This window comes from Caballeronia sp. LZ019 (genome assembly GCF_031450825.1).
Lineage (GTDB): Bacteria > Pseudomonadota > Gammaproteobacteria > Burkholderiales > Burkholderiaceae > Caballeronia.
Window position 1 is genome coordinate 504,024 of record NZ_JARTVZ010000001.1, and the last position, 17,503, is coordinate 521,526.

General features: G+C 62.1%; 16 protein-coding genes. 8 read left to right on the forward strand and 8 right to left on the reverse strand.

Features of this window, described 5'->3' with window-relative positions:
- Positions 1-299: 299 nt before the first annotated feature.
- Both P9255_RS02180 and P9255_RS02185 read right to left on the reverse strand, forming a co-directional pair.
- On the reverse strand, positions 300-758 hold the full coding sequence (locus P9255_RS02180; RefSeq protein WP_309768653.1) for a ribonuclease: 459 nt from the start codon (positions 756-758) through the stop codon (positions 300-302).
- 114 nt (positions 759-872) lie between these two features.
- On the reverse strand, positions 873-1,640 hold the full coding sequence (locus tag P9255_RS02185) for an H-NS family nucleoid-associated regulatory protein (RefSeq protein ID WP_309768654.1): 768 nt from the start codon (positions 1,638-1,640) through the stop codon (positions 873-875).
- Between the two features lie 380 nt (positions 1,641-2,020).
- Between P9255_RS02185 and P9255_RS02190 the strand changes: the two genes are divergently transcribed.
- The 5 genes from P9255_RS02190 (at position 2,021) to P9255_RS02210 (ending at position 9,111) form a co-directional block, all read left to right on the forward strand.
- Positions 2,021-3,382 carry an MFS transporter gene (locus P9255_RS02190; RefSeq protein ID WP_309789089.1) on the forward strand — a complete coding sequence of 454 codons (1,362 nt, stop codon included), beginning with the start codon at positions 2,021-2,023 and terminating at the stop codon, positions 3,380-3,382.
- A 28-nt stretch (positions 3,383-3,410) separates the two neighbouring features.
- Entirely contained in the window at positions 3,411-4,382 is a 972-nt protein-coding gene (locus P9255_RS02195) for a dipeptidase (RefSeq protein ID WP_309768656.1), read from the forward strand.
- 52 nt (positions 4,383-4,434) lie between these two features.
- Positions 4,435-5,007, forward strand: a complete 573-nt coding sequence (locus tag P9255_RS02200; protein ID WP_309789090.1) for a PAS and helix-turn-helix domain-containing protein — start codon at positions 4,435-4,437, stop codon at positions 5,005-5,007.
- Between the two features lie 315 nt (positions 5,008-5,322).
- A complete protein-coding gene (locus tag P9255_RS02205; RefSeq protein ID WP_309768658.1) occupies positions 5,323-7,608 on the forward strand; it encodes a filamentous hemagglutinin N-terminal domain-containing protein in 2,286 nt (761 codons plus the stop codon).
- A 99-nt stretch (positions 7,609-7,707) separates the two neighbouring features.
- Positions 7,708-9,111, forward strand: coding sequence for a glycerophosphodiester phosphodiesterase family protein (locus P9255_RS02210; protein WP_309768659.1), 1,404 nt, complete (start codon positions 7,708-7,710; stop codon positions 9,109-9,111).
- Positions 9,112-9,123: 12 nt separating this feature from the next.
- On the opposite strand, the gene P9255_RS02215 is transcribed toward P9255_RS02210, so the two are convergent.
- Positions 9,124-10,437 carry an MFS transporter gene (locus P9255_RS02215; protein WP_309768660.1) on the reverse strand — a complete coding sequence of 438 codons (1,314 nt, stop codon included), beginning with the start codon at positions 10,435-10,437 and terminating at the stop codon, positions 9,124-9,126.
- Positions 10,438-10,478: 41 nt separating this feature from the next.
- Positions 10,479-11,753 (reverse strand): glucarate dehydratase family protein, encoded by a 1,275-nt coding sequence (locus tag P9255_RS02220; protein WP_309768661.1) that lies wholly within the window; start codon positions 11,751-11,753, stop codon positions 10,479-10,481.
- A 153-nt stretch (positions 11,754-11,906) separates the two neighbouring features.
- Here P9255_RS02220 and P9255_RS02225 point away from each other — a divergent pair, with 153 nt between their 5' ends.
- Positions 11,907-12,611 (forward strand): GntR family transcriptional regulator, encoded by a 705-nt coding sequence (locus tag P9255_RS02225; protein ID WP_309789091.1) that lies wholly within the window; start codon positions 11,907-11,909, stop codon positions 12,609-12,611.
- Between the two features lie 11 nt (positions 12,612-12,622).
- Here P9255_RS02225 and P9255_RS02230 read toward each other — a convergent pair whose 3' ends face one another.
- Positions 12,623-14,260, reverse strand: a complete 1,638-nt coding sequence (locus tag P9255_RS02230) for a methyl-accepting chemotaxis protein (RefSeq protein WP_309768663.1) — start codon at positions 14,258-14,260, stop codon at positions 12,623-12,625.
- 113 nt (positions 14,261-14,373) lie between these two features.
- Positions 14,374-15,195, reverse strand: coding sequence for a methyltransferase domain-containing protein (locus P9255_RS02235; protein WP_309789092.1), 822 nt, complete (start codon positions 15,193-15,195; stop codon positions 14,374-14,376).
- Between the two features lie 134 nt (positions 15,196-15,329).
- Here P9255_RS02235 and P9255_RS02240 point away from each other — a divergent pair, with 134 nt between their 5' ends.
- Positions 15,330-16,400, forward strand: a complete 1,071-nt coding sequence (locus P9255_RS02240; protein ID WP_309789093.1) for an SDR family oxidoreductase — start codon at positions 15,330-15,332, stop codon at positions 16,398-16,400.
- 54 nt (positions 16,401-16,454) lie between these two features.
- On the opposite strand, the gene P9255_RS02245 is transcribed toward P9255_RS02240, so the two are convergent.
- Positions 16,455-16,874, reverse strand: coding sequence for an organic hydroperoxide resistance protein (locus P9255_RS02245; RefSeq protein ID WP_309768666.1), 420 nt, complete (start codon positions 16,872-16,874; stop codon positions 16,455-16,457).
- A 36-nt stretch (positions 16,875-16,910) separates the two neighbouring features.
- Positions 16,911-17,129 carry a DUF4148 domain-containing protein gene (locus P9255_RS02250; RefSeq protein WP_309768667.1) on the reverse strand — a complete coding sequence of 73 codons (219 nt, stop codon included), beginning with the start codon at positions 17,127-17,129 and terminating at the stop codon, positions 16,911-16,913.
- A 244-nt stretch (positions 17,130-17,373) separates the two neighbouring features.
- On the opposite strand from P9255_RS02250, the gene P9255_RS02255 reads away from it, so the two are divergent.
- Complete coding sequence (locus P9255_RS02255; protein WP_309768668.1) at positions 17,374-17,496, forward strand: hypothetical protein; 123 nt, start codon at positions 17,374-17,376, stop codon at positions 17,494-17,496.
- The last annotated feature ends 7 nt before the right edge of the window (positions 17,497-17,503 follow it).

Below are 17,503 nucleotides of genomic sequence, written 5' to 3' on the forward strand. Positions count from 1 at the left end.
GTCCTTCCTCTTTGCTTTACGCATCCGTCCCGATCTTTCGTCAGCCTTTCGGCTGCTGGGTGAAATATCGGCGGGGAAAGAGGAAAGTTGAGTCTGGCGGCGATGCTCGAGCGCCACGGCTCTCAGATGCGACGCGCACAGGCCGGACAAGCAGAGACATTGCCGGCTCGCGCATCAAGAATTAACGCGCGTTGCCGTCAACCAAGGGAGTGCCGTCGTTCACGGTGCAGATTGGGATTCGATTCGCGCTCGCAACTTCCGGTGCATCGCGGCGACTTTCTCTCCGGCTCTACAGAAACTCACTGCGCGATACGCTTGAAGGTCGCGTAATAATCATCGGTGTAATAGCAGTCACTCGTCTGCTTGCGCGGCCCGCCGCATACGATGCGCCGTTGCCCCCGATCGGTGGAACCGGGCGTACGCACCGTGTATGCATGGTAGTAGCCGCGAGGATGTTGCGGCAGCAACACCGCGCTGTTGCGGAACAGGACACCGTCTTCGCCGAAAGGAAATGGTCCGCCCGCTTTGATCAGACGCAGCGTTTCGGCAGCTTCTCCCGGCAACTGCGCCTGGGCGATGGCCGACAACGCACCGCGTTCCTGTGTCCCCGATGCAGGGACGGCGGCGCTCGCACTCTGCGCCGCCGAACTCGCCGATGCGCCCGAATCCTGAGCCGCGTTTCGCGACCCGTCCTTGTTGCATCCGCAAAGAATCGCGCTTATGGCGATCGTGCAGGAGAAAGCCAACGCGCGGTTCATCAAACGGTTGTCTCCGGTTGACCTGCATTCGACGACGACGAACGAAGCAAGAATATCCTGAGTGACAGACCGGATCAATCATCGGTTCCACACGCGCTTTCTCCCCCGACGCAATCAGACAGCCTGCTCCGCGCCTCCGAGTCCCGACGCGTCCTTGCTCGCTCCGTTTGCGCCATTCATCGCAGCGCCGGGCGCGGCCTTCCGTGCAGCTTTTTTAGCAGTGGCCTTCTTGCTTGCGGGCTTCCTGGCGGAAGCTGACGTTTTATTGGCGGCCGCCGCTCGCTTTGCCGGCGCTTTCTTAGCCGTGGCGGACGACTTCTTCGCAGCGCCTTTCTTGCGAGCAGTCGCCAAAGCGCCTTTACCGCCCGATGACTGAGTTTGCGTGTCGGCTTCCGCCGCATCGATCAGGAATTTGTTTCTGTCTTTTGCGCCCGCGAGCCAGGCCGGCGCTTTGCCTCGGCCGCTCCACGTCGCACCGGACTTCGGATCGCGATACTTCGCCGGCTGCGGACCCCTGACATAATTGCCGGCCTTGGCGGGCGCTTTCTCGGCAGATCCCGTTGCACTCGCCGCATTACCGTCGATCAAAAAGCGGTTCCGATTCTTCGCGTTCGCAATCCAGCCCGGCGCGCGGCCGCGACCGCTCCATTCAGCGCCGCTTTTCGGATCACGATACCGCGCCGACGCATTCGATTCGCTTTTCGCTTCGGTGCCCCGGCTTTTACTTCCGCTGTCTCGCCCGAGATCATCGACGGTTAAACCGTGTTCTTTCATTAGGCGCTGGATTTGCGCGATGACACCGGCTGACTGCTTCTTTCTAAGCACTTCGGCCTGAGCCTGCAGCTTCGCAATCCTTGCATTCAGGCTATCAATTGTTGCCATTCTGATTCTCCCATTCAATGACGATGTCGCGACTATGCCATATACGCGCGACACCGAGCGAATTAATCGCAAACGCAGTCCGACTGAATCGCCGAATACATTGCTGCGATGATTCGCGAACCGGTTTCTCAGAGACACTCGCATTTACGTTAAAAAGAGTTGCAGCCAGGCAAACCGACTCGGCGTTAGAAATACGGCAATGAACCGCGCGCCGTCAATCGACGCGTATTCGAAGCGCAACGCGATCGCCGCCCTGTCGCGCATCTCGCATCGGACACCCCCGATTACCTAGGTAATTGACACGTATGGACCTAGGTAATTTGAGCCTCTACTCTCGTTCGGACACCGCAAGGCATCGACACTTGAAGAGGAGAGGCACCATGCCAGATCAACGCAGCCAGGAAGTTGACACCGGAACGTTGCGACGCGTCATCGCGGCAGCCTCGATCGGCAACTTCGTCGAATGGTTCGACTTCGCCGCGTACGGATTTCTCGCCACCATTCTCACGCGCGAGTTCTTTCCGAGCGGCGACCCCACGGTCGGCCTGCTCAAGACCTTCGCGGTCTTTGCCGTTGCGTTCGCATTCCGGCCGCTCGGCGGGCTGGTCTTCGGCATCGTCGGCGACCGGATCGGCCGCAAGCGCACCCTTGCCTTCACGATCCTGCTGATGGCCGGTTCGACGACGCTCATCGGTCTGCTTCCGACCTACGCGACCATCGGTTACTGGGCGCCGCTGCTGCTTACGATCATCCGCTGCGTGCAAGGGTTTTCCGCAGGGGGCGAGTATGCGGGCGCCTGCGCCTATGTGATGGAACATGCGCCGCGCCGCCGCCGCGCATTCTTCGGCAGCTTCGTTCCGGTCTCGACGTTCTCGTCGTTTGCATGCGCCGCCGTGGTGGCGTATCTGCTCGAGTCGACGCTGTCCGCGCAAGCGATGATCGAATGGGGCTGGCGCGTGCCGTTCCTGATCGCGGCGCCGGTCGGTCTCATCGGCGTCTATTTGCGCGTCAATCTCAACGAAACGCCCGCGTTCCAGGCCCTCGAAGGCAAGCATGAAGTCGCGCATGCGCCGCTCATGGAAACCCTGCATTCGCAGTCGTGGAATATATTGAAGCTGGGTGCGTTCGTGTCGGTGACGGCGTTGTCGTTCTATACGTTCACGACTTACTTCGCCACCTATTTGCAAGTGGCCGGGCATCTCTCACGCGGCACGTCGCTGCTCGTGACCGTGCTCGCGCTCTTCTTCGCGGCGGCCCTGTGCCCGCTCGCCGGCCTCTTCTCGGATCGCGTGGGCCGCCGCGCGACGATTGCAACGACGTGCGTCTTCATCATCGCGTCGGTTTATCCGGCTTTCTCACTGGGCGGCTCTGGCGTGCTCTCGCAGTCGTTGCTGGGCGTCGCGCTGCTTGCCATCGGCGCCGTGCTTTCGGGCGTGGTGACTGCGCCGTTGATGTCGGAAGTGTTCGCGACGAAAACGCGCTACACGGCGTCCGCCATCACCTACAACCTTGCGTACACGATTTTCGGCGGCACCGCGCCGCTCGTCGCCACGTGGCTCATTTCCTCCACGGGAACGAACCTGTCGCCGGCGTACTATCTGATCGCGATATCGATCCTCGCGATGATCGGCGGTCTCTCGCTGCACGAAACGTCGAAGACCGCGCTGAAAGATGCCGGCGCCGCGACGAATAACCGAAACCAGGCCGCGTCCGTGAAACGCGCATACAAGCGCACCGTCTGAGCGACGCCACTCTTTCAGGAATGAATCGATGAACAGCCTGCACGATTCGAGCATCATCATCGACGGATTGAACATTTCGAAGTTCGAACGTTCCGTCTTCGAGGACATGCGCAAGGGCGGCGTGACCGCCGTGAACTGCACCGTTTCGGTGTGGGACGACTTCCAGAAAACCATCGACAACATCGCGGAAATGAAACAGCAGATCCGCGAATACAGTGAGATTCTCACGCTCGTCCGCACCACGGACGACATTCTTCGCGCCAAGAAAGAGAACAAGACCGGGATCATTTTCGGCTTCCAGAACTCTTACGCGTTCGAAGACAATCTCGGCTATATCGAAGTGTTCAAGGAACTCGGAGTCAACGTCGTACAGCTCTGCTACAACACGCAGAACCTGGTCGGCACGGGCTCCTATGAACCGGACGGCGGACTGTCGGGATACGGCCGCGAGGTGATTCAGGAGATGAACCGCGTGGGCATCATGGTGGATTTATCGCATGTCGGTGCGAAGACTTCTTCGGATGCGATTGCGTGCTCGAAGAAGCCCGTCACCTACTCGCATTGCTGTCCATCGGGATTGAAGGAGCACCCGCGCAACAAGACGGACGACCAGCTTCGCGAGATTGCGGAAGCGAACGGCTTCGTCGGCGTGACGATGTTCATGCCGTTTCTGCGGCGCGGCGCGGACGCAACCGTCGATGACTATCTCGAGGCAATCGAATATGTCATCGATGTGATCGGCGAAGACAAGGTCGGTATCGGCACGGACTTCACTCAGGGTTATAGCACTGAGTTTTTCGACTGGATCACGCATGACAAAGGCCGTTATCGTCGTCTCACGGACTTCGGCAAGGTCGTGAATCCGGAAGGCATTCGCACGATCGGTGAATTTCCGAATCTCACTGCCGCGATGCAGCGCGCGGGCTGGAGCGAATCGCGCATCAGGAAAGTGATGGGGGAAAACTGGCTTCGCGTATTCGGTGAAGTCTGGAACGGCTGAATCGGACACGGTCAGGCTACACTGCACAGGAGCTACGCACGACAAAGACCCCATGCCGACCACGACCGATCCGACGCGCACGCTCGATTACGAGGACCTTTTCAGGCACTTGCCCGTCGCGGTCATCGTGGCTCGCGAACGGATCATGGTCAACTGCAATATGCGCGCGCTGGAACTGTTCAGAGCCGAACGCAGCGACATCGTGGATCAGTCGTTCTCCAAGCTCTACCCCCAGCAGAAAGACTTCGCGACGACCGGCCGCCGTCTCGCGCCGCTCATCGCGAAGCGCGCGGTATTCAGTGACGATCGCATCATGCGCCGCATTGACGGCAGTCATTTCTGGGTAACGGTGCGCGGCTTCGGCTACAACCCGAAGCGTCCTTTCGAACTGGCGATGTGGACGTTCACCGATCTGTCGGACAACGGCAAGCAGACCGATGTCGCAAGCACGCTGACCGAACGCGAGCGCGATGTGGCCGCATATCTCGTGCATGGGATGACGAGCAAGGAGATCGGCAAGGAATTGAACATCAGTCCGCGCACGGTCGATATTCATCGCGCGAGCCTGTTGCGAAAATACAAAGTGCGGACAACGCCCGATCTTATCGCGCGCTTGCTTGCGTGAACGCGCCTGGCTGATCGAGACGTTCTGCGTGGCATATGAACCGCTAGTCACAACTCACTTGATTAGCGGGGCAATGTCAGCGCTCGGCACGGGATTTTGCTGGGCATGCGCGGGCAATTGATATCGCCATGCAGTGCACCATCGAATCTCGGTTGAGCGATTCCACTTTAGTCTAAAACAGTAAGGCAAAGACAAGGGAAGCGCTTAAACCAAACCGAGGAGTACGGCATGCGTAGTCGTGATCTTTTTGCCGATGTGCATCGCAGGTTCGCTATCGATCGTCCTCTCTTACCGCTTCGCCTCACGCGCGATGCCATGTTCGCCGCACTTCTTTCCGCACTGGTCAATACGTCCATCGCAGCCGGGCCGCTGCCGCAGGGAGGTCAGTACGTCGCGGGCACCGGGTCCATCACGACGCAGGGCAGTACCGTCAACATCGTGCAGAACACGCCGCGCGGCGTGATCGACTGGCGCAGCTTCTCCATCGGCAATGGCAACACCGTCAACGTATTTAACGGCACCGGCGCCACGCTGAGCCGCGTGACCGGTACGGAGCGCTCGGTCATCGATGGCAAGCTCGGAGCCTCGGGCAGCTTCTATCTCATCAATCCACAAGGCGTCGTGATAGGCGCGAACGGCATCGTGACGACAGGCGGCCGCTTCGTCGCATCCACGCTCGATGTCGACAATTACGCCTTCATGAGCGGCGGAACGCTCGGTCTCACCGGATCGAGTGATGCCGTCGTCGTCAATCTCGGCAAGATCGACTCGACCGGCGGCGATGTATTTCTCATCTCCCGGAAGCTCGTCGAGAACGATGGCAGCATCACCGCGCCAAAGGGATCGGTCGAACTCGCCACCGGCAATCAGATGTTGCTGCGTGATTCGGCGACCGGCCCGCAAGTCTTCGTGCAGGCCGGCACACGCGGCGATGTGGTGAACAAGGGCACGATAGACGCCGCCCAGATCGATCTGCGTGCAGCCGACGGCAACGTGTTCGCGCTCGCCGGCCAGCACGCCGATTTGCGCGCCACCGGCACGGCGATTCGTGAAGGCAAGGTATGGCTCGTCGCGGATCGCGGCACGGCGCACATCCATGCGAAGGTCGAGGCATCGAATGTGGATGGCGCTGGCGGCACGGTGATCACGACCGGCGACGCGCTTCATCTCGACGACGCAGCGATCAGCGCCGCCCTATGGAACATCAGCGCGCCGGTCTTCAATGCAGGACCGCTCAACTCCGCGACGCTTGCGCGCAATCTGTCGAGCGGCACGTCGATCACCGTCAACGCGACGGGCGCGCACAACGCAAGCGGCGATATCGACATGAGCGCGCCGCTGCACTGGACCGGTGGCGCCAGCCTCGTGTTGAACGCACTGCATAGCGTGACGCTCGGCCCGCTCGCGACGCTGTCGAACGCCGGCGCCGGGAATCTGACGCTGCGCGCCGATTCGGCGGCACGCGATAACGGCGGCAGCGTAACGAATGGCGGCACCATCGACTGGTCGCAAGGTACGGGCATCGTGTCCGCCTACTTCGACCTCAACGGGACCTACACAGCGGGGAACGTGCTGCAGAACGCATCGTGGAAACCGGCGCCTTTCAGCGGCATGACCACGCAATACACGCCCTATTACCTCGTCAATTCGAACGCCGACCTCGTCAAGATGGGTGAGAACCTCATGCCTAACTACGCGCTCGGCCGCGATCTCGATCTGAGCGCGGACGCGGGCAAGATCAACGTGATCGGCGGAGGCATCGCGCTATCCGGACAGTTCGACGGCATGGGTCACACCATCAGCCAGTTCCACGGATATAGCGTCGGCGAGGATCCGAGCTACGTCGGGCTCTTCGGCGCAATTTTCTATGGGGGCGTCGTGCGCAATCTGGGCATTATCGATTCGACCGCCTACGGCTCCTACAATGCGGGTGCCGGCATACTGACCGGCATCAACCGCGGGCTGGTTTCGAACGTCTATACCACCGGAAGCGCAGGCTCGCCCGAAGTCAGCGGACCCGGCGGCGGCGGGCTGGTCGCGCAAAACGAAGGCACCATCGAACGATCGTGGAGCAGCGCGAATGTCGGCAGCCAGGGCGAGTTCGGCGGTCTCGTCGGCATCAATAACGGCAAGATCGTTCAGTCGTTCGCCACTGGCGCCGTGTATGGCGGATCGCATTCGGAAGGCGGCGGGCTCGTTTCGCAGAACAACGGATCGATCACACAGTCGTATGCGTCGGGCAGCGCGCAGATGTACTACAACGGCGGTCTCGTGCTCGATAACAACAAGACAGGCACGATCAGCGAATCGTTCGCGAGCACGAACATCGTTCCGCAATTCAATGCCGAACTCAAAGGCGGCGTAGCGTTTTCAAATGCGGGATCGATTGCGAACAACGTCTACTGGGACCGGACAATGACCATGACGGACAAATCCGTCTACGGCGGCACGCCGGTTCCGCCTGCGAACGGTCTCACCACGGTCGAAATGCGGACGGCATCGAGCTTCGATGCAAGCTGGAACTTCGGCCCGAACGGCACATGGGTCATGCCCGCAGGCGCGCAGCATCCGATCCTGCGCTGGCAGCTCGACGCCAGGTGAGGATCCTTCACTGAAAGCCGATTGAGAGCTTCCGGACATATGACGGTCACCGCGCTCTCGCATCATGCGCGGGGACCATCATAAGGACACGGAAAGCCGATGAAGCGCGATCGAAAGCACGCTCTACCCGCAATGCCGAAATTTTCGCTGGCACTGACTGCATTCACCCTGACGCTTGCCGCCTGTCATGGCGACGGAAGCGACGCTGCGCCCAATGCGCCCGCCCCCGCCGCATTCTCGACGCTCGATGGCAGGATGCCGCTCGTCATCGGGCATCGCGGCCTGCCGGGCTTGCGGCCCGAGGAGACGCAGCCATCGTATGAACTGGCCGCGACCAGCGGCGCGGATGCACTCGAAGAAGATTTGCACTTGTCGAAGGATTGCGTGCTCGTCGCGCGGCATAACCCGTGGCTGTCGGACAATACGAACATCGCGGAGGTCGCCAAAACGAACGCATCCGTTGCCGCGAGAAAGCGCACGGTGCCCGGCGTGCTCGTCAATGTGAAATGGCAGAGCACGCCGCAGACCGGGCCTTCGCAATATCTGACGGACCTGACCGATCCGAACGATCCGAAGTCGGTGCTGAAGTCGCTGATCGTCGATGGCGAGGATCACACCGGCGACTGGTCCATCACGGACTTCACCGCCGCCGAACTCGGCACGCTGATCGGCGGCACCACGTACGATGCCGCGAACGAGCGTCCGTCCGAATACAACGGCAAGTATCCCGTTCTGACGTTCCAGCAGATCATCGATATCGCGAAGGCGCAAAGCGCTGCAACAGGCCGCACGCTTTCCGTGTATCCGGAGACGAAGAACCCGACGTGGAACAACGCGCAGGCCATCGCCAACGGATGCGGCGCGCCGGGCAGCCATCCGCTCGAAGACGCGCTCATCAAGATTTTGAACGACAACCAGCTCAATACTCACGACGCCGCCGTGTTCGTGCAGAGCTTCGAGCCGTCGAGCCTGCAATACATGCGCGCGCACGGCCTCAATACGAAGCTCGTGCAACTGATCGATGGCTACGACGTCGACTATCGCACGGGCGCGGTCATCTACAACGAGATCACCGATAGCCGTCCGTTCGACTGGACCGTTGCCGGCGATCCGCGCTGGTTCGACGCGATGCTCACGCCGCAAGGTCTCGCGCAGATCAGGACGTATGCGGATGGCATCGGTCCGTGGAAGCCGCAGATCGTACCGCTCAGGATCGCGCCGTTCCCCGCGACCAACGCCGACGGCTCGCCATTCACCGGCTCGACTGCGCAAGCGACCTCGCAGCCCGCCACGAGCGTCGTCAGCGACGCGCACAAGGCCGGCCTCTTCGTTCACGTCTTCACGTTCCGCAACGAGAAGAAGTACCTTGCTGCGGACTACAAAGGCGATCCGTCGGCCGAGTATCTGAAGTTCTACCGCACGGGCGTCGATGGCGTGTTCACCGACTTCGCCAACACCGCCTATGCAGCGCGTGCAGCTTATCTCAAGGAACTCGGGCGATAGCGCGCACCGCCATCACGTTCCGCGCCGCGTGACTCGTGCATGACCCCGAACCGCGGGCGTCATGCGCGCGAAGAAGACGATGACCGAAGCCGCCACCGACATCGCCGCGAGCGCGGTCAGCCCGCCCTGAATCGAGCCGGTCTTCTGCTCCAGAAAGCCGAAGGTCGCGGGCGCGACGAAGCCGCCGAGATTGCCGATCGAGTTGATGAGCGCAATCACGGGAGCGGCGATGCGCGCATCGAGATAGCCCTGGGGGATCGGCCAGAACAGCGAAGAAGCCGCCTTGAAGCCGATTGCCGCAAAGCAGATCGCGACGAACGAAAACACTGCGCTGCCCGTGCCCGCCGCATACATGCCCGCCGCCGCGATCAGCAGGACACATGCGACCCACGCCTGCTGGAACTTGAAGCGCGCCGCCAGTGCCGCGAACATATACATCGCGACGATCGAAATGAGCCACGGCACCGAGTTGAACAGGCCGACCTGGAAGTCGTTCAGATGCCCCATCTTGCGGATGATGCTCGGCAGCCAGAAGGTCGCGCCGTAGATCGTCAGGGATACCGAGAAATAGATCAGGCAGAAGATGACGATCTGCGGATCGCGCAGCAGGCTCAGCGCCGATGGCTTCGCCACATGCGTGGATTCGCGCTCGCGCTGCTCTCCTTCGATTTCGGCGACGAGCGCATCCTGCTCGGCGCGCGTGAGCCACTTCGCGTCATGCGGCTTAGAGTCGAGCCAGAACCACACGAAGCCCGCGAGCACCACCGAGGCCATGCCTTCGATGATGAACATCCACTGCCAGCCGTGCAGGCCGTGGCCTTCGATCAGCAGCAACGCGCCGGAAATCGGCCCTGAAAACACCGAGGCGAGCGCCGAGCCGGACAGGAAGATCGCCATTGCGCGGCCCCGCTGATCGCGCGGCAGCCATTGCGTGAAATAGAAGACGACGCCGGGAAAGAAGCCCGCTTCCGCCGCGCCGAGCACGAGACGCATCACGTAGAACGAGGTCTCGCCGCGCACGAACGCCATGCCGACCGCCGCCAGCCCCCACGTCACCATGATGCGCGTGAGCCACGCCTTCGCGCCGAAGCGCTGCAACAGCATGTTCGACGGCACTTCGAACACCGCATAGCTGACGAAGAAAAGCCCCGCGCCGAGACCATACGCCGCCGCGCCAATGCCGAGATCGGCGCTCAAGTGCTGCCGCACGAAGCCGATGTTCACGCGGTCGATGTAGTTGACGATGAACATCACCACGAAAAGCGGCAGCACGTGCCACTTGATTTTCTTGACGGCGCTTTGCAGCGCGTCGGCTCGGTTGCTCATGAAACTGTCTCCTTCGTTATGGGTGTCGAGCGTCGAGCCGGTCAGAAGCGCGGGTTCTTGCCGCTGAAGTCCGGCTGATACTTGCGCATCTGCGTCAGGTCATCGCGATTGCGCACGCCGCACGCGAGGTATTGCTCGTGCAGCACGGCGAGCTGCTCGCGGTCCAGTTCGACGCCGAGACCCGGCGTCGTCGGCACGCGCACCGCGCCGTTATCGAACTTCACGCGGCCGCCCTTGATGACCTCTTCCTCCTGCCACGGATAGTGCGTGTCGCAGGCGTACGTGAGATTGGGGATGCTCGCGGCGACGTGCGTCATCGCCATGAGGCTGATGCCCAGGTGCGAGTTCGAGTGCATCGACATGCCGAAGCCCCACAGACGGCACATGCGCGCGAGCGTCTGCGTCGCGCGCAGGCCGCCCCAGTAGTGGTGATCCGAAAGCAATACTTTGATCGAGCCCATGTTGCAGCCGCGACGGAAATCGTCCATCGTCGTGATGACCATGTTGGTCGCGAGCGGCAGCTTCGTATGCTTCTGCAACTCGGCCATGCCTTCGAGACCGGGGCAAGGGTCTTCGTAGTATTCGAGGATTTCGTCGAGCTCGGGTGCGGCCGCGATACTGGTCTGCAGCGTCCAGTTCGCGTTCGGATCGAGGCGTAGCGGCATGCCGGGGAACGCCTTCGCAAGCGCCTTCATGCAGGCGATCTCATGCGACGGCTCGAAAACGCCGCCCTTCAGCTTGATACTTTGGAATCCGTATAAATCGATCATGCGCTGCGCCTGCGCCACGATCTGTTCCGGGCTGATGCCCTCGCCCCATGCATCGGGCGCGTACGGTTTATCGATATGCTCCGCGTACTTGAAGAACAGGTAGGCGCTGTACGGCACCGCGTCGCGCACTTTGCCGCCCAGCAAGTCCACGACCGGCGCGCCGACGATCTGCCCTTGCAAATCGAGCATCGCCACCTCCAGCGTGCTGATGACCTTCGGCGCGTTCTTCGCCGCATGGGAGCCTGGGGCAAGCTCGAACTCGACCGCGCCTGGCGTCGCCCTGATCGTCGCGCGCACGCGTTCTTCCATCGCGTTCAGATCGAACGGCGAAAGGCCGATGGCCAGCGACTTCGCCTGATCGAGCACGCGCAGCATCGGTTCGTCGCCGTAGGTTTCGGAGATGCCGACGCGGCCGTCGCTCGTCTCCAGTTCGACGATCGCGCGCAACGCCCACGGCTCGTGAATGCCCGCAGCGTTGAGCAACGGGCCGTCGCGAAAGGCGATCGGCGTGATTCGAACCTGGGTGATGGTGATGTCGCGCGTCATGTCGGAAATCCAGTTAGCGAGGAAGTCCGTGCATGTTAAACACTAATATATTAGTGTTTCATTGGGGAAAGTACTGAGCAGGGCAGACCGTTCGGCTCCAATGCGCGGGTTGGTATGCTACGGACCGAATCCGTCTTCGATTAAGCTTTCAGCATGAATCTCAACGACGCACCACCGATGGCGCATCGCCTCGACCGCTCCCGCCACGCCGCGCCGCAAGTCTTCGAACGGCTGCGCGCGATGATCGTCTCGCTTCAACTCGCGCCCGGCAGCGTGCTTTCGCGCGCCGATCTCGCCGCCCAGTACGGTCTCAGCCAGACGCCGGTGCGCGACGCGCTGATGAAACTCGGCGAGGAGGGTCTCGTCAACATCTTTCCGCAGCACGCGACGGTCGTGAGCCGCATCAGCGTGAGCGCCGCGCTGCAGGCGCACTTTCTGCGCCGGTCAATCGAAATCGAAGTGGTCCGCACGCTGGCGATCGAGCGCGACGCCGCGCTGATCGACCGCCTGCGCGCCACCATCGACGCGCAAAGCCGCGTGCTCGATCCCGCCGACAACGAGCGCTTCGTGCTGCTCGATCAGGAGTTTCACCGGCAGATGCTGGAGGCTGCGGGCGTGCCGCAATTGTGGGAACTGGTGCGGCGGCGCAGCGGCCATATCGACCGGCTGCGGCGGCTGACCTTGCCCGTCGAAGGCAAGACGACGGCCGTGGTGCGCGATCACACGGCTATCGTCGACGCCATCGAAGCGAGCGATCCCGACGCCGCGCAAGCCGCGATGCGCAGCCATCTGTCGGGCACGCTCGGCCAGATCGATCAGATTCGCGCGAGTCATCCGGACTTTCTGACGGATCACTAGCGCTCGATTCGTCAGAACGTCGCCCAGTCGCCTTCGGCTGCGGAAAGCGTCTTCACGGCGCGCTTCGGTTGCGTGGCGCTGCGCGCCGGGGACGTAATCGCGGGCACCGGCGTCCCCGTCCGAAACACCGCGACCGCCCCGCGCAGTTGTTCGGCCTGGTCCTCCAGCGAGCCGGCTGCGGCCGCCGCTTCTTCGACGAGCGCGGCGTTCTGCTGCGTGACCTCGTCCATCTGCGCAATCGCCTGATTCACCTGCTCGATGCCGCGACTCTGTTCATGCGATGCCGCCGCGATCTCGCCCATGATGTCCGTCACGCGCTGAATCGCGGTGCCGACCTTCTGCATCGTCTCGCCTGCCTGAGCGACGAGTTCGGTGCCCGCGTGCACGCGGCTGCCCGACGTTTCGATGAGGTCCTTGATCTCCTTCGCGGCACTCGACGAGCGCTGCGCAAGGCTGCGCACTTCGCTCGCCACGACTGCGAAGCCGCGGCCCTGCTCACCGGCGCGGGCCGCTTCGACTGCCGCGTTGAGCGCGAGGATGTTCGTCTGAAACGCAATGCCTTCGATCATGCCGATGATCTCGGCGATCTTGCCCGAACTCTGTTCGATGCCGGCCATCGTTTCGACCACTTGCCCGACGATCGCGCTGCCTTCGCTCGCCACTGCGTTGGCATTGTCGGCGAGGCTGCTCGCCTGCTTCGCGTTGTCGGAATTCTGTTTGACGGTGGACGTCAACTGCTCCATGCTCGCCGCCGTTTCCTGCAGCGACGCCGCCTGCTCCTCGGTGCGTGACGACAGGTCCGTGTTGCCCGCCGCGATTTCCTTGCTTGCGCTCGCGATCGCTTCGCCGCTGGCTCGCACGCTGCCGACCGTCACCGCGAGCTTGTCCTTCATGGCCGCGACGCCGGCAAGCAAGCGCCCCATTTCATCGTGTGTCCTGACTATCACTTCTCGTGTCAGGTCGCCGCTCGAGATATGTTCGAAATGATCGAGCGCCTCTGCGAGCGGCGTCATGATCGCGCGTCGAAGGAAGTACCAGCCCGATACCGCAGCGGCGATACCCACGAGCAGCGAAACCAGGCCGATGATGCGCAGCGTCGATACCTTGCTGTCGTTCTCCGCATCCTGACGCGCCGCGTCGGTAAGCTGGAATTCGCGCAGCTTCCTGAACGCCGCGCTCACGCGGTCATACGACGCCGGCAGTTCATTCAGCGCCGAGCGGCGGACCTGCTCCTGATCGTGCCTGCCGATGGCCGCGCCGAACGCTTCGATGGCCTTGCGCATGTCCGCCCGCGCCGCGACGACCTCTTTCGCGATCATGTCTTCATCCGTGCCGCGCGGGATCGCATCGTATTTCCTGTACCAGTCGTCGGCGCTGTTCAGGAGGCTCTCGGCGCGCGCACGCGCTTCGCCCGCGCCGGGTGCGTCAGGCTCGAGCGCATAGGCATCGAGTTGCATGCGCGCGCGGCTCAGGTAGATGTCGGAGACGCCTAGCGCATTCACGGACGGCAGCGTGCTCAGGCCCAGATCTCTCGCGGACGCGTCGATCGCATTCATTCCGTAAAGGCCGAAGCCTACGCAGACGCAAAGCAGACAGCCCAGAAAGGTCATGGTGAGCGCAAGCCGCGCCCGAATGGTCAAAGTGTTCATCTCTCTCGTCTATGCGCGCGCAAGTCAAACGATCCTGCGCTGGGTCTTGGGGTCACTTGCTTATCGGCGCGCATACGCGAAACTGTAATGAGAATGTAGTGATCCGAACTCACTCATGTCTCTGCGATAACCACGGTTGCCTGCATCGCGCCTTCGATGGCTTCGTGTCCGAACTCATCGGCGATGGCGGCCGCGCAGGCATCCGTTGCAATCGACAATGCATCTGGCCCGCGCGCTTCGATCTCGAACCGCAAAGGTGTGCCCTGACAGAAGCCGATGGCCGCTGTCATCGCCGAATCAGCACGACTGTGACCAGCCACGTCGTCGAACGTCGGGCTTTTGTCGAAGCTCCCTCCACGCAGGTCGCGCTCGATGACCGAACGTTCGTAATAATCGTGCGGCGTACGAACGAAGAACATCGGCGGATCGGTGGCGAAGATGCGCGACATCGTCTGTGTCACGGTTAAAGCGAACGCGTTGTGCTCGATGCGGTCCCACACGTTGAAGATGAACACGCCATCGGTGCGCAAGACGCGGCGCATCTGCGCGAAGGCTTTGGGCTTGTCGGGAAAGAACATCGCGCCGAACTGACAGACGACCGCATCGAAGGAGGCATCGTCGAAGGGCAAGCACAGGGCGTCGGCTTGCCGCCACTCGACGGGCCTCGCGGTGCCGTTGGCTCGTGCGCGTTCGAGCATCGCCGGATTGAGGTCCGTTGCGACGATGCTGGCCGATTCGTCCAGCGCGTTCGACAGCGCGCGCGTGACGACGCCCGTTCCCGCCGCCACTTCGAGCACGCGCGCGGGTCTTCGCAACGCGACGCGAGCCGCGATGTCATCGGCATAGTGCTGGAACATCAGCGGCACGAGGTATGCGTCGTATATCTCGGGGATCGCGCCGCTGAAGCGCTTGTCGGCAATGTCGTGAGCGACCATATCGCCTCCTTCGCCGTGCAGGCGTGGGCGGTCCTATGAGTCTAGGCGATCGCGTCGCATCCAAGCAGGGTCGGGCGCAATCCGTCACACTAACGCGATCACGTCGTTAAACCGAAGCACGAGCACGGACTGCAATGGACAATCGAGCACTCATCATCGGCGCAACAGGCGTCGTCGGACGCAATCTTTTCGAGCATCTTCAATCGCGCGGCGACTGGTCGATCACCGGGCTATCGCGTGGCAGAACGCCTGCGCCTGCCGGCATGGAATCGATCACGGCGGATCTCACATCGGCGTCGTCGGTGGCGGATGCCCTCGGGGGTCAGCAATTCAGCCACGTCTTCTTCACCGCATGGTCGCGGCAGGCCACAGAAGCGGAGAACATCCGCGTGAACGGCGCGATGGTCTCCAACGTGCTCGGTGCGCTGGGGCCGACGGGATCGATCGAGCATGCCGCGCTCGTCACGGGCCTGAAGCATTATCTCGGACCATTCGAGGCGTATGCGAAGGGCGCCGTGCCGATGACGCCCTTTCGCGAAGAACAGGGCCGGCAACCCGTCAACAACTTCTACTACGAGCAGGAAGATCGGCTCTTCGAAGCGGCGGGACAGTACGGCTTCGGCTGGAGCGTGCATCGTCCGCATACGATCATCGGCTATGCGGTCGGCAATGCGATGAACATGGGCGTCACGCTCGCCGTCTATGCGACGCTTTGCAAGGCGACGGGCGAGCCTTTCGTGTTCCCGGGTTCGGCTGCGCAATGGAACGGACTCACCGACATGACCGATGCGCGCCTGCTCGCGCGTCAGCTCGAATGGGCCGCGACCTCGCCGATGGCGCGTGACGAAGCGTTCAACGTCGTCAATGGCGACGTGTTTCGCTGGAAGTGGATGTGGGAGCGTATCGCCGGTTATTTCGGCGTGGAACCCGCGCCCTTCGACGGTCAGACGCGGCCCCTCGAAAACCGCATGCAGCATGCCGCCAGGGTCTGGGCCGACATTGCCGCGCGTCATTCGCTTGCCGAAGCGGACATCGACAAGCTCGTCTCGTGGTGGCATACGGATGCCGACCTCGGCCGCCCGATGGAAGTGCTGACGGATATGGCGAAGAGCCGCAAGGCCGGCTTCCTCGACTATCAGAGCACGCCTGATTCGTTCTTCGACCTGTTCGACCGCCTGAAGGCGGAGCGCATCATTCCGGCCTGATATCGGCGCGAAGGCGTGCATCACGGCACGCCTTCATCCGACGATCGCACTGCCTCACACGACGCGAATGGTCACGTCGATATTCCCGCGCGTCGCCTTCGAATACGGACACGTGCCATGCGCGCCCTCCACGATGGCCGCCGCCACGTCGCGCTCGATGCCCGGCAGACTCACCGCAAGCCGCGCACGCAACTGATAGCCGCCTTCGTTGGTGCCGAGATCGACTTCGGCATCGACGGCGGTATCGGCGGGCAGCTTCACCTGCAGTTTCGCGGCGGCCTTGCTCATTGCGCCGATGAAACAGGCCGACCAGCCCGCCGCGAATAGCTGCTCGGGATTGGTGCCCGCGCCCGCCGATCCGGGCGGCGAGAGTTGAATGTCGAGCCGGCCGTCGGTGCTGCGCGCGTGGCCTTCGCGGCCTCCCGTCACGTGAGTGCTGCCGGTGTAGAGAACGGTGTCGATGGGCTTCGTCATGGTGTGTTCCTCAAAGTATCGTGTTGATCGACCGTCTTAGCTGCCGCGATACAGGCTCGACAGCGCGGCGATCTGCCCGCTTTTTTGCGCCTGCACGAGTTCGTTGCGCACTTCGGCGCGCGTCTTGCCCATGTCGCGATGCGCCTGCTGCGCAACGGAGGTGTCCGGCATGGCGGCAGCGCTCGTGACGGCGGCTTGCGCGGCTCCGGCGAAAGCACTGGCGGCGAGTACGAAAGCGATGATCGAAGTCTTCATGATGGTCCTCTGCGATTGAATGATTGAACGGTTGAACGTCTTGACGGCGCCTGCTTCGCTTGCTGCCGTTGACGTATTGGAACGCCGCGGTGTATCCGTCATGTTTCAGCGAAGCGGGGTGTTCGAATCGTCATGTATCGCGTGCGACAGCGGATACACTGCGATACAAAACGCTTCCGCCGCGAGTCGAATGCCGGCGCGTTTCGCGATATAAAGCTTCCATCATCCATGCTGGAGCAATGTCGTGAAGCGTATGCTCGCAATCGTCGCCCTCGTCGCTGGAGGGATGGCAACCGAACTGGCGCATCCGGTGCACTGTCTGCTGATCCATCCCGCCCGGCTGCAAATCAAGCGCAAGAGATCCTGAACGAGCG